Origin of the sequence: Prevotella pectinovora, assembly GCF_041323955.1 — a bacterium.
Classification (GTDB): domain Bacteria; phylum Bacteroidota; class Bacteroidia; order Bacteroidales; family Bacteroidaceae; genus Prevotella; species Prevotella pectinovora.
Genome location: NZ_JBGLIV010000001.1, coordinates 1088086 through 1101261, shown reverse-complemented (window position 1 = coordinate 1101261; position 13176 = coordinate 1088086). Strand labels below are relative to the sequence as shown.

At 40.4% G+C, this 13176-nt stretch carries 12 protein-coding genes; 7 read left to right on the top strand and 5 right to left on the bottom strand.

What is annotated here, in order from left to right; translation table 11 throughout:
• Window positions 1-247: 247 nt before the first annotated feature.
• The 7 genes from serC to ACDC99_RS04290 all read left to right on the top strand — a co-directional run bounded on the left by serC (window position 248) and on the right by ACDC99_RS04290 (window position 6959).
• Complete coding sequence (serC, locus tag ACDC99_RS04320) at window positions 248-1315, top strand: 3-phosphoserine/phosphohydroxythreonine transaminase (protein ID WP_022316435.1); 1068 nt, start codon at window positions 248-250, stop codon at window positions 1313-1315.
• A gap of 127 nt (window positions 1316-1442) precedes the next feature.
• A complete protein-coding gene (locus ACDC99_RS04315) occupies window positions 1443-2363 on the top strand; it encodes an NAD(P)-dependent oxidoreductase (protein WP_022316434.1) in 921 nt (306 codons plus the stop codon).
• 44 nt (window positions 2364-2407) lie between these two features.
• Complete coding sequence (locus ACDC99_RS04310; protein WP_042519625.1) at window positions 2408-3655, top strand: DUF1015 domain-containing protein; 1248 nt, start codon at window positions 2408-2410, stop codon at window positions 3653-3655.
• 112 nt (window positions 3656-3767) lie between these two features.
• Window positions 3768-4355, top strand: coding sequence for an IMPACT family protein (locus ACDC99_RS04305; RefSeq protein WP_370755934.1), 588 nt, complete (start codon window positions 3768-3770; stop codon window positions 4353-4355).
• A gap of 357 nt (window positions 4356-4712) precedes the next feature.
• Window positions 4713-5519 (top strand): MBL fold metallo-hydrolase, encoded by an 807-nt coding sequence (locus ACDC99_RS04300; RefSeq protein WP_022316431.1) that lies wholly within the window; start codon window positions 4713-4715, stop codon window positions 5517-5519.
• Between the two features lie 83 nt (window positions 5520-5602).
• Window positions 5603-6277 (top strand): lipocalin-like domain-containing protein, encoded by a 675-nt coding sequence (locus ACDC99_RS04295; RefSeq protein ID WP_288967260.1) that lies wholly within the window; start codon window positions 5603-5605, stop codon window positions 6275-6277.
• 154 nt (window positions 6278-6431) lie between these two features.
• Complete coding sequence (locus ACDC99_RS04290) at window positions 6432-6959, top strand: 30S ribosomal protein S16 (protein ID WP_022316429.1); 528 nt, start codon at window positions 6432-6434, stop codon at window positions 6957-6959.
• Window positions 6960-7200: 241 nt separating this feature from the next.
• Here ACDC99_RS04290 and rho read toward each other — a convergent pair whose 3' ends face one another.
• The 5 genes from rho to ACDC99_RS04265 all read right to left on the bottom strand — a co-directional run bounded on the left by rho (window position 7201) and on the right by ACDC99_RS04265 (window position 13079).
• Complete coding sequence (rho, locus tag ACDC99_RS04285) at window positions 7201-9252, bottom strand: transcription termination factor Rho (RefSeq protein WP_370755931.1); 2052 nt, start codon at window positions 9250-9252, stop codon at window positions 7201-7203.
• A gap of 253 nt (window positions 9253-9505) precedes the next feature.
• On the bottom strand, window positions 9506-11299 hold the full coding sequence (abc-f, locus tag ACDC99_RS04280; protein WP_022316427.1) for a ribosomal protection-like ABC-F family protein: 1794 nt from the start codon (window positions 11297-11299) through the stop codon (window positions 9506-9508).
• 126 nt (window positions 11300-11425) lie between these two features.
• The gene (gene yihA / locus ACDC99_RS04275) at window positions 11426-12037 is read right to left on the bottom strand and encodes a ribosome biogenesis GTP-binding protein YihA/YsxC (RefSeq protein ID WP_022316426.1); all 612 of its coding nucleotides are present in this window, start codon (window positions 12035-12037) and stop codon (window positions 11426-11428) included.
• A gap of 137 nt (window positions 12038-12174) precedes the next feature.
• Window positions 12175-12777: a riboflavin synthase gene (locus ACDC99_RS04270; protein ID WP_022316425.1), complete on the bottom strand. Its 603-nt coding sequence runs from the start codon at window positions 12775-12777 to the stop codon at window positions 12175-12177.
• A 29-nt stretch (window positions 12778-12806) separates the two neighbouring features.
• Window positions 12807-13079 (bottom strand): hypothetical protein, encoded by a 273-nt coding sequence (locus ACDC99_RS04265; protein ID WP_044073918.1) that lies wholly within the window; start codon window positions 13077-13079, stop codon window positions 12807-12809.
• Between the last annotated feature and the right edge of the window lie 97 nt (window positions 13080-13176).

Below are 13176 nucleotides of genomic sequence, written 5' to 3'. Positions count from 1 at the left end.
TCATTTTGATTGCGCATTCTGAAATCGTCTAGAGCGTTTTTCGTGGTGTCTCAACAGTTTTTACTTTCCATTAGGATTACCTTACCGTCATTATGTGTTGTTTCTGATACAATCATCCCACATTATTATATAAATAAGATGAAGTCTTTATCAGTTTAAACGAAATTTCCTTCAAAATATTTTGCGAGTTCGAATAAAAGGCGTAACTTCGCAATTGAAAAACATTAACCTAAAACTATTATTTCGAATGAAGAAGTACAATTTTAACGCAGGTCCTTCAATTCTTCCAAGAGAAGTAATTGAAAACACTGCAAAGCAGATTCTGGATTTTAACGGTATTGGTTTGTCTTTGGCAGAAATCAGCCACAGATCAAAGGATTTCCAGCCAGTTATTGACGAGGCAACAGCTTTGATTAAAGAGTTGCTTAACGTTCCAGAAGGATATTCAGTTCTGTTCCTTGGTGGTGGTGCTTCATTGGAATTCTGTATGATTCCATGTAACTTCCTGAAGAAGAAGGCTGCCTATCTGAACACTGGTGTGTGGTCAAAGAAGGCAATCAAGGAGGCTAAGCATTTTGGAGAGGTTGTTGAAGTAGCTTCTTCTGCTGATGACAATTACACCTTCATTCCAAAGGGTTGGACTTGTCCAGATGATGTTGATTATCTTCATATCACAACTAATAATACTATCTACGGTACTGAGCTGCGCGAGGAGCCAAACGTAAACGTTCCTCTGATTGGTGATATGTCATCAGATATCTTCAGCCGTCCTGTAGATGTTGCAAAATATGATTGTATTTACGCTGGTGCTCAGAAGAACCTTTCTATGGCTGGTGTAACATTGGTTATCGTTAAGGATGAAGCTCTGGGTAAGGTTGAACGTGAGATACCTACGATGTTGAACTATCAGACTCATGTTGACAAGGGCAGTATGTTCAATACTCCTCCAGTAGTTCCTATCTATACTTGCCTTGAGACTCTTCGTTGGATCAAGAAGAACGGTGGTGTTGAAGAAATGGACAGAAGAGCGCACGAAAGAGCAGAACTTCTGTATGCAGAGATTGACCGCAACAAGTTGTTCCGTGGCACAGTAGCAAAAGAAGACCGTTCACTCATGAATATTTGCTTCGTTATGAACGATGAGTACAAGGAACTTGAGAAAGCGTTCTTTGATTTCGCAACATCTAAGGGCATGGTCGGCATCAAGGGTCACCGCTCAGTAGGTGGTTTCCGCGCAAGCTGCTACAACGCAATGAGCGTAGAGGGTGTTAAGGCTCTCGTTCAGTGCATGCAGGAATTCGAAGCACAGAACTAATTCTGAATAAGACAATATCAATCAAACCCGTGCTCCATACTGAAGCATGGGTTTTGATTTAAAAAAATACTTTCGACTATTTAATCATAAGTCAACCTTAAAGTGTAATAATTTAAACCTTATAATTATGAAAATTCTAGTAGCAACAGAAAAACCATTCGCACCAGTAGCAGTTAATGGAATCAAGGCAGAGCTTGACAATGCAGGCCATGAACTTGTATTGTTGGAGAAATATACAGAAAAGCAGCAGCTTCTTGACGCAGTAGCCAATGCAGACGCACTTATCGTGCGTTCAGACAAGATTACTCCAGAAGTGCTTGATGCAGCTAAGGAGCTTAAGATTGTAGTACGTGCAGGCGCTGGCTATGACAATATTGATACTGCTTACGCAAAAGAAAAGGGTATTGTGGTTGAAAATACTCCAGGACAAAACTCAAACGCAGTTGCTGAGTTGGTATTTGGTCTATTGGTTTACGCTGTCAGAAACTTCTACAACGGCAAGGCTGGTACAGAGCTGAAGGGTAAAAAACTTGGTATCTTAGCTTATGGCAACGTAGGAAGAAATGTTGCTCGCATTGCTAAGGGCTTTGGTATGGATATCTATGCTTATGACGCATTCTGTCCTAAGGAAGTAATTGAGCAGAGTGGCGTTCATGCTGTTGACAACCAGGAAGAGTTGTTCTCTACATGTGATGTCGTTTCACTACACATCCCTGCTACAAACGAGACCAAGAAGAGCATAAACAAGGAGCTGGTTTCCAAGATGAAGAAGGGTGGTATCCTTGTTAACACAGCTAGAAAAGAAGTTATCAACGAAGAGGAACTTGTAGCACTTTTGCAGGAGCGCACAGACCTCAAGTTCGTTACAGATATCAAGCCTGATCTTGATGCAGAATTTGCAGAGAAGGCAGAAGGTCGTTATTTCAGCACCCCTAAGAAGATGGGCGCTCAGACAGCAGAGGCTAACATTAATGCAGGTATAGCAGCCGCTAAACAGATCAATGCTTATTTTGCTGAGGGTTGTACAAAGTTCCAGGTTAACAAATAATATTTGATAACATATTTGTAATAATTCAAATTTGACATAAAGATATGGCAACAATAAAACCATTCAAAGGCATCAGACCTCCGAAAAACCTCGTTGAGAAGGTAGAATCAAGACCATATGATGTTCTTAATTCAGAAGAGGCAAGAGCAGAAGCTGGCGATAATGAAATGAGTCTATATCATATCATAAAGCCAGAGATAGACTTTGAGCCAGGTACAAGTGAGTATGACCCACGTGTTTATGATAAGGCAGCTGAGAATTTCAAGAAATTCAAGGATAACGGCTGGCTGGTTCAGGACAACGAAGAGCACTACTACATTTATGCTCAGACAATGGGCAACAAGACACAATATGGTATTGTGGTTGGTGCTCGTGTAGAGGATTATATGAACGGCACAATCAAGAAGCATGAGCTTACACGTAGAGATAAAGAGGAAGACCGTATGAAGCATGTTCGCGTAAACAACGCTAACATTGAGCCGGTTTTCTTTGCATATCCTGATAACGAAAAGCTTAATGCCCTGCTTGAAAAATATGCGAAGACAGAGCCGGAATACGATTTCATAGCTCCTATTGACGGCTTCGGCCATAAGTTTTGGGTGATTTCAGACAAGGAAGACATAGATCTCATTACCAATGAATTTGCTGCAATGCCGTCTTTGTATATTGCAGATGGTCACCACCGCTCTGCAGCTGCAGCTCTGGTTGGTGCAGAAAAAGCAAAACAGAATCCTAACCACACAGGCAATGAGGAGTACAACTACTTCATGGCTGTTTGTTTCCAGGCTTCTCAGTTGACAATTCTTGATTACAACAGGGTTGTGACAGATTTGAACGGTTACTCATCAGAGGATTTCCTCAAGGCCTTGGAGAAGAACTTTATCGTTGAAAACAAGGGAACTGACCAGTACAAGCCGACAGCATTGCACAATTTCTCTATGTACCTTGACGGAAATTGGTATAGTCTGACTGCTAAGGAGGGTACTTATAATCCAAATGACCCAATTGGTGTTCTCGACGTTGATGTGTCAAGCAGACTTATCTTCGACGAACTTCTTGGAATTAAGGATTTCCGCTCAGACAAGAGAATTGACTTTGTCGGCGGTTTGAGAGGATTGGAAGAGCTTAAGCGCAGAGTCGACTCTGGTGAGATGAAGATGGCTTTGGCACTTTATCCTGTAACAATGAAGCAAATAATGGATATCGCAGACAGTGGCAAGATCATGCCACCTAAGGCAACATGGTTTGAACCTAAACTCAGATCAGGACTTATCATCCATGAATTAGCATAAGAAACAGGGAACACACTTAATAAGGCGCACTCAATAATTTTATTATTGGTGCGCCTACTTTTGATTAAAACAGAGTAAGGATAATCGTCATCAAGAAATTACAGTATTAAAAGTGGAAGATAAATACACGACAATCACAAAAACAATAGGGGAGGGCTTCTACAGTGAGAAACGCAGCAAGTTTCTTGCTTTTGCCCATCATGTAGAATCACAAGCACAAATAAGAGAAATATTATCTATCTATAGAAAAAAATATTATGACGCAAGACATGTCTGTTATGCATATGTATTAGGGGCTGATAAGGCAGACTATAAAATGAATGATGACGGAGAACCAAGCAGCACCGCAGGAAAACCGATTTATGGACAAATAGTATCAAATGACCTCACTGACATTCTTATAGTCGTCATAAGATATTATGGAGGTGTAAATCTTGGCACCGGAGGGTTGATTGTAGCGTATAGAACCGCAGCTGCAGATGCATTGTCACATTGCGTTGTTGAAGAGAAGTACATTAAGGAAAAAATAACATTCACTTTCCCATATGTCATGATGAACGGGGTCATGAAAGTAGTAAAAACAATGGAACCACAGATTATTTCGCAAGAGTTTGACAACACCTGTACGATTACACTCTCAATAAGGAGATCGAAGGCAGAGGAACTGAAAAATAAGTTGAACAGCTTGTCCTTTGAATGATATTTAGGCACACTTCTATCAAAGTCATTGGATATGTTGGTCTTTAAAACAATGTCGTCGCAATATGCATTCTTTGGCGTATAAAAATAGCTGTTCTGCACATTTAAAACAGTTACTTATATCCACAATATAGGTTACTTTTCATTTAAATGTAAGCTACTTTTAATAGAATAATTACCAATGTCGTACATTTGTCGCATATTTTCCAGCGTAAAACTTCCGCGAAATGCCAATTAATGTTTTGTTTTCTTTATTATTTAACCTAAAACTTTGTACCTTTGCACGATTAATGCAGTTCGATAGGTAAATACATATAGGTTTTAGACTGCACATTTAAAGAATAAAATAACGAACGAAATGCTAAAATTTATATCTTTTGGCAGCGGTAGCAGCGGAAACAGTTATCTGTTAATGTCGGATAATACTATATTAATGTTGGATTCTGGCGTTGGTATAAGATCCATGAAAAGATATTTCCAGGAATATGGATTGTCCTTTACTAAAATCAACGCTATACTTGTGACACATGACCATGCAGACCACGTCAAGTCAGTAGGGGCAATAAGTAATGATTTCAAGATTCCTGTTTACGCTACAGAAGCAGTCCACAAAGGAATACAAAAAAACTATTGTGTACGAAAGAAAATTAATGCGGCAAACAAACGGGTTTTCTTACCTGGAGATGACACCATAGAGATTGGTGACTTCAAGATCACTCCTTTTGACGTTCCGCATGACAGTTGTGGTAATGTGGGCTATACAATAGAATATCATGACGTCGTTTTTGGCCTCATGACAGATATTGGACATATTACAGATACTATCCGAGACAATATAAGAAAATGCAATTATCTGGTTATGGAAGCCAACCATGACGAATCGATGTTACAGAATGGTCCATATCCACAATATCTTAAAGATAGAATAGCAGGTGGGAATGGACATTTGAGCAATGTAAAATGCGCTCAGACTATATGTGAATGCTATATGAAAGGCTTGAAGCACATTTGGCTCTGCCATTTAAGTGAAGAGAACAATCATCCTGAGCTATTGAGAAAGACAATAGAAAAGGAATTTCAAGAAAATGGCTTGCGTATGGGAGGCGATATAGAAGTAGATATTCTTCGACGCAGACAGCCAACCGGCATTTTCAACTTGTTATGATACACTGGCGAGAGCAAGCAATGAATCCTGCAGGACAAGGACTATAACATATATTATTTAGTTAATTTAACAACAAAACGAACATGAGGAATTTATTTATCAAGACCATGGTAGTCGCTTCTTTGTGGTTTGGAGGGGCATCAGTTGCATCATCTCAGAATATTCTAGGTGGAATCTTGGGTAACGTAGCTGACAGAATGTCAAACAAGCAAAACGGCAGTAAGACAGAAGGAAGTAAGCTTTCAGATATTTATGAGGGGCTTACATCTATTTTCCAAAACAGCAAAGTCGCTACTGCTGACAAGATTGTCGGAACGTGGGTTTATAAAGAACCAGCTGTGGTATTTGAAAGCTCAAGCCTTCTGAAACAAGCAGGAGGAAAGCTAGTTTCAACAGCTATTGAGAATAAACTTAACACTGTATTTAACAAATATGGCATTAAGGCAGGGAAGTTCAAGATGACCTTTGACAAGAAAGGCAATTTTACACAGACAATTGCCAAGAAAACTGTCACCGGGACCTATACCATTGAAGGCAAGAATGTGAAACTGACATATTCAGGTGGAATTCAGCAGATAATGGGAACCACACAGATTGACGGTAATTCATTGCTGATTGTCATGGATGCGACAAAGCTCCTTAAATTTGCAAGTGCTGCAGGAGCAATGTACAATAATTCTATGCTTGGCACAATCAGTTCATACCTGTCAGGTGTCGAGGGAATGGAATGCGGAGTAAGATTAGAGAAGTCGAAATAGTTAATTTTAATCAATGCTTGATGTTTTTTAGTGATATTTGTTAAAATATACTCAAAATTACAAAACAACATTCGACAAATCATATTATTTTATTAACTTTGCACGCCACTACGAGTTAATGGCATTAAATTCAAACCTAAAAATAAAAATTTAAATGGCAACAAAAATCAGATTACAGCGCGGTGGTCGTAAGGGCTATGCTTTTTACAGCATCGTAATCGCTGACGTTAGAGCTCCACGTGATGGAAAGTTTACTGAAAAGATTGGTACTTATAATCCAAACACTAATCCAGCCACAGTAGATTTGAATTTTGATCGTGCTCTTTATTGGGTAGAAGTTGGTGCACAGCCAACTGACACTGTTCGTAACATCTTGAAAGGCGAGGGCGTTTATTTGATGAAGCACTTGCGCGGTGGTGTTAAGAAGGGTGCATTTGACGAGTCTGCTGTACAGGCTAAGTTTGACGCTTGGAAGTCAGAGAAGGCAGCCAAGCTCGATTCAGTTCGTAATGGTGTCGCCAATGAAAAGAAGGCAACTTACGAGAAGAATTTGGCCGAGGAGAAGAAAGTCAATGAAGCTATCGCCAAGAAAGTTGCAGAAAAGAAAGCTGCAATTGAAGCTGCTAAGGCAAGCGAAGCATCTGAAGCACCTGCTGAGGAGACTTCAAACGAGGCAGAATAAATTATTCTTTTCTGCAAAACGACTTAAGGAAGCCACATGGCTTCCTTTTTTTATTGACTTTCCGTCATTAGTGTCCCGTTAAAATAGGGACACTAATGTTGACGAGTGTATAAAAGTAAAGACGAGAAAACAAGGAAAATTGTCTTCTTGAATAGTTCCAGATATTCTGAAAACTCTCACATTAACTCTTCTGCTTGTTTTCTCGTCTATTGTGAAGTATAATCAGTTTTGATAAGTCCTTTTACGAATTGATAGCCATTAGGAATTCTTCGTTGGATCTTGTTTTCTTCATATACTCTCCGATAGTGTTCATTGCTTCTACGGAAGTCATGTCGGCAATGGAATTTCTTACTACCCACAGGCGTTCCAGTGTAGTAGAGTCATGTAGCAGGTCGTCACGACGTGTACTTGACGCAACAAGGTTTACTGCAGGGAATATACGTTTGTTGCTCAAGCTGCGATCGAGTTGGAGCTCCATGTTTCCTGTACCTTTGAACTCTTCAAAGATTACTTCGTCCATCTTGCTGCCAGTGTCAATAAGAGCTGTTGCGATAATGGTCAGCGAGCCACCATTTTCGATGTTTCGTGCTGCACCGAAGAAACGTTTCGGTTTCTGCAGGGCATTTGCGTCAACACCACCGGTGAGAACTTTTCCACTTGCAGGAGCAACAGTGTTGTATGCACGTGCTAGTCGTGTTATTGAATCGAGGAATATCACTACGTCGTGGCCACATTCCACCATACGCTTGGCCTTCTCCAATACGATGCCTGCTATCTTTACGTGTCTTTCTGCTGGCTCGTCGAAAGTAGAGGCGATTACTTCTGCATTTACAGTTCTGGCCATGTCGGTAACTTCCTCCGGACGTTCATCAATAAGCAGCATCATGAGGTAAGCTTCTGGATGGTTAGCTGCTATAGCGTTGGCTATATCTTTCATGAGTACGGTCTTACCGGTTTTTGGTTGTGCCACGATCAAGGCTCTCTGACCTTTACCTATTGGAGCGAAGAGATCTACAATTCTCGTGCTTAGATTTGTTGTTGCAGGGTTGCCGCATAATGTGAACTTCTCTTCAGGGAATAGTGGAATGAGGTGTTCAAAAGGCATTCTGTCTCTCACTTCTGATGGAGTCCTTCCGTTGATTTTATCTATTGATGTCAGAGGGAAATACTTTTCTCCATCGTGTGGTGGTCGCACATGGCATTCTATCACGTCACCAGTCTTCAGTCCGTTGTTCTTAACCTGTGCGTTCGAGACGTATATGTCGTCTGGCGATGACAAATAGTTGTAATCGCTGGATCTTAGGAAACCATATCCATCAGGCATAATTTCTAATACGCCGTTTGCCGTTATTATGTCGTCAAAATTGTATTGAGTCTCCTGTTTCTCGTCAACTGCAAACATGTTGTCATTTGTAACCGATGCGGTTAGATTGTCAAACATGTCGTAGTTGGGCATTGCTGTTTGGTCTTCTATTGGCAAGTCTACTATAGTTATGAAGTCGGTACCATCACCAGGATCTCCTTCCCACACTTCGTCAATTTTATTTTCTGCAATCCCTGCTTCATATGACTCTTCAATTTTCTCGTTGTGGGCATTCACTTTCGCCTGAAGCTGTGCAATAAGGTCAGCCTGTATATCACCGTCTTCGCTGTCGTTGTCGCTTAATGCGAACTGTGCCTCAGGTGTGGCGGTCATGATGTCGTCTGTGTTATCTGTTTTCTTAGATATTGAGGGCTCTTCCATGCTTGGTTCTTCGTTTGCTGACAAAGGGGCGATGGTTTCTGTTGTCTCACCTATATTTTGATTTTCTTCAGTCTCGGTTGATTCTGGAGTTGGCTTCATTTCTGCAATCTCCTGAATGGTCTCAGCAGCTTCTTTTGCTAGTTCATCAGCTTGTTTCTGGGCTTTTGTCCTTCTTGTCCTTTTTTTAGGAGTGGCCTCTTCTGCCGATTCTGTTTCTGCAGACTTAGAGTCTTTGCTGTCGGCAACAGGCTCCTCAAAAAGCGGCAATTGGCTGGTTGCTGGTGTCGTCTTGCTTTTCTTTAAGTCGAAGTTTTCCCCAGTAGCACCTTTGACTGAATAAACTTTGTCAGTTTCCTTTTTCGTTATCCTTGTTCTTTTGCGTTTTGTGCCAAGAGGATTCTTGTTGCCTTCCACTTCAGCCTGTTTGTCCAGGATAGTGTATACAATAACCTCTTTTGAGTCAGACGGATTGGTCTGTGCTCCAATATTGTTAGCAATATCCTCCAATTCGGAGATATCCTTCGATAGTAATTCGTCTTTGCTATACATAATAAATTATGTGTGAAAAAATTATATGATTTTCGTTTCAAAAAAACAGAAACAAAGGGTGTTTCTAATGATTTTGCAAATATACAAAACATTCTTCAAACATTTGCTTTGTTAATTGGTAATTTACCTATTGGTTAACCAAATTTAACTTGCGGTTCCTTGTCATGTCGTAAATATCATTATATTCAGACGCGACTTGAAATCAATTTATAGAATCCTCTATGTTTGTCGTGTTGAAATCTATATTTTTGTTTTATTCTTCAATCTCAGCCAATTCGAGCCATTCTAATGACTTTTGGTCAATTATCTGTTTAATTTCAGAGAATCTGATGCTCTTATTGGTCAGTTCATCCACAGTTAGTGTGCCTGAGTTGAGAGCCTCTTCTATGTGTCTCTGTTCTTTTTCCAACTCTGTAATTTCTTTTTCCAGTTGTTCATATTTGCATTTCTCCTTGTAAGTCATTTTCCTTTTCCCTCCTTGTTGGCTTTCTTTATGTTTTGAGGGTACGGTGACTTTTTTCTCTTTTTCCTTCTTTTCTCTTTCTTCAGATGTTATTATGCTGTTCCAATCACGGTATTGGGTGTAGTTTCCTGGAAAATCCTTTATCTCTCCATTTCCTTTGAATACAAGTAGATGGTCTACGGTTTTGTCGAGGAAATAACGGTCATGGCTTACTACGATAACGCAACCGGGGAAGTCCACAAGGTATTCTTCAAGCACTTGTAGTGTCTGGATGTCAAGATCGTTTGTTGGCTCGTCGAGTACGAGAAAGTTGGGATTTGCCATCAGTATCGTGCAAAGATATAGTTTTCGCTTTTCTCCTCCACTTAGCTTATACACGTAGTTGTGTTGCTGTTCTGGTGTGAAAAGAAAATATTGCAAGAATTGTGATGCTGACAAATGTTTCTTGCCTCCCACGTCTATATAGTCAGCTATGTTTGTTATGACGTCTATCACCTTCTGTTCTTCATTGAATTTGAGTCCTTCCTGTGAGAAGTACCCGAATTTCACAGTTTCTCCAATGTCAAATTTTCCTGAGTCTGGCTGTATTTTTCCTAACAGAAGTTTTATGAATGTTGATTTCCCTGCTCCATTGTCTCCGACTATACCCATTTTTTCGTATCTGGCGAAGTTGTAGTAGAAATCTTTGAGTATCACTTTGTCATCAAAAGCCTTTGACACGTATTGACATTCAAATATCTTGCTTCCGATATAAACATTGCTTGATTTGAGTCGGAGTTGTCTTTCTTCGATTTTCCGTTTTGCCACTTTCTCAAGCTCTACAAATGCGTCTTCTCTGTATTTCGCTTTGTGTCCTCTCGCCTGCGGCATTCTTCTCATCCATTCCAGTTCCCTTTTATAAAGGTTGTTAGCTCTCTGCACTTCAGTTCTCATATTGTCTATCCGCTCTTGTCGCTTTTCCAGATAGTAGCTGTAGTTGCCTTTATATTTATATATAGTGAAGTCGTCGAGTTCCAGTATTATGGAACATACTCTGTCGAGGAAGAACCTGTCGTGTGTAACCATAAGCAGCGTTTTGTTTCCTCTGCCGATGAATCCTTCTAGCCATTCTGTCATTTCTATATCGAGATGGTTGGTAGGTTCATCTAGAATGAGCATGTCGGGTTCGTTGATGAGTATATTAGCTAACGCCACTCTTTTTTGCTGTCCTCCGCTTAGTTGTCCCATAGGCTGGTTGAGGTCGGCAATCCTCAGTTGTGTGAGGATCTGTTTCGCTTTGAGTATCTTTTCTTCTTTGCCGTCGTGGTTGAAGCATGCGTCGAGCACGCTTTCGTTTGGGTCGAAGGTCGGCGATTGTTCCAGATATCCTACTTTTATTCCGTTGCTATATACAATGTTTCCCGCATCGTAGTCTTCTTTGCCTGTCAGTATGGATAGCAGTGTGGATTTTCCTGTTCCGTTTTTTGCTATTAGTCCGACTTTCTGTCCCTCTGCAATGCTGAATGATATATTGTCGAAAATCACCTGTGCTCCGAATGTCTTTGTCAGGTTCTGTACGTCAAGAAAAGGTTTCTGACTTGCCATAGTGTGTGTATTTAGTAAACGAATAGTCAAATTGACGAGTAGACAAGTTGACACACCATTTTATGTTTGTTGTCGTTTTTCTGAGTAATGTCTTGTCAACTCGTTTGTTTGTATGCTCATCAAATATTAATCTTCTGTTGTCAATTCCCGGTTTATTCCTTCAATGTAGTCGAGCACTTCGTCTCTTCCCAAAGCCTTGTCGCTGCTTGTCACGAAATAGGGAGGCAGTTCCTCCCATGTTTCTTTTAGGGTGTCCATATATTTGTTGGCTGCTTTTTGCGCCTTCTGCATGTTTCCTATTTTATCAGCCTTGGTAAAGATTATAGAGAATGGTATGCCGCTTTGTCCCAACCATGTTATGAAGTCGGTGTCAATTTTCTGTGGGTCGTGTCTGATGTCTATAAGCACGAATAGATTTACAAGCTGTTCCCTCTGCAGGATATATGATTGTATCATCTGTTCGAGCTTACGTTGCACGGTCTTGGACCTCTTGGCATATCCGTATCCGGGCAGGTCAACTATATACCATTCATTGTTGATTATGAAATGGTTTATGAGCAGGGTCTTTCCTGGTGTGGCAGATGTCTTGGCCAATCCTTTGTGTCTGCAGAGCATGTTTATGAGACTAGATTTGCCAACGTTGCTTCTGCCTATGAATGCGTATTCCGGCTTGTTGTCGTTTGGACATTTGGTTGTCTCAGCACTGCTTATGACGAATTCCGATTTGTTTATTTCCATGTTTATGTTTTTCTCTGTTATTGTCCTGTCATGAAAAAATGTGTAGGGTATGGCAATTTATCATAGACTCCTTCGTATGGTTTTCATGATTAGGCTTTATGTGTCGTTTTGCTTCACTTTTTTTACATGAAACATTATCAGTCAAAATGTTTCAGCCTTGCTATATATTTGCCGAGAATGTCAAACTCGATGTTTACCACTGTTCCCACCTGTATATCGCAGAAATTCGTGTTTTCCCTTGTGTATGGTATGATGGCGACAGTGAAGGTATTGTCGGTTGGTTCGCAAACCGTGAGCGACACTCCGTTCACCGTTACGCTACCTTTGTCCACTGTAAAATATCCACGCTGTGCCATCTCTTTGTTGTTCTTGTATTCAAAGGTGAAATATGTGCTGCCGTCGGCATCTCTCATGTCGATGCACTTTGCTGTCTCGTCAACATGTCCTTGCACTATATGTCCGTCGAGTCTTCCATTCATTATCATCGACCTCTCCACGTTCACTTTGTCTCCCACTTCGAGTAGTGAGAGATTCGTTCTGTCAAGTGTCTCTTTCATAGCCGTCACGGTGTATGTATTGTCCTTTATCTCCACTACGGTCAGACATACACCGTTGTGAGATACGCTTTGGTCTATTTTGAGTTCGTTTACAAATGAGCATGTGAGTGTAAAATCGATATTGCCACCATATCTGTGTATGTTGGTCACAGTAGCGAATTCTTCTACTATTCCTGAGAACATATTTATAAAAGTTTTTATGATTTAAAATTTCAAGAAGAAAAGCGGTGTTTCGTGTCTTGACGAAGTGCCACCGCTTTTGTATTTAAAAAAAAGACCGCACCGATGATGTGATGAAACTCCGAGCTAGAAAGATTTGAGAGTTCTCCGCCTTTGTAATCCACCGGCTTTACAGCTATCCTCATTGCTGGGGAATGTGGCCCGCCATTAGCAAAAGAAATCATCTCGGTTTTCGTTTTATTATTGATGAGTATCCCGATCGAACCGATACGGTCTATTTCTTTTGTATTTCTTTCGTGTTGCAAAGATAATGCTATTTTCTCTTATTGCAAATTATTTGCATTAAATTTTGCTTTTCATTTACAACAAGACATGAAAATTGTTTTGTCTTCTCTCATGATA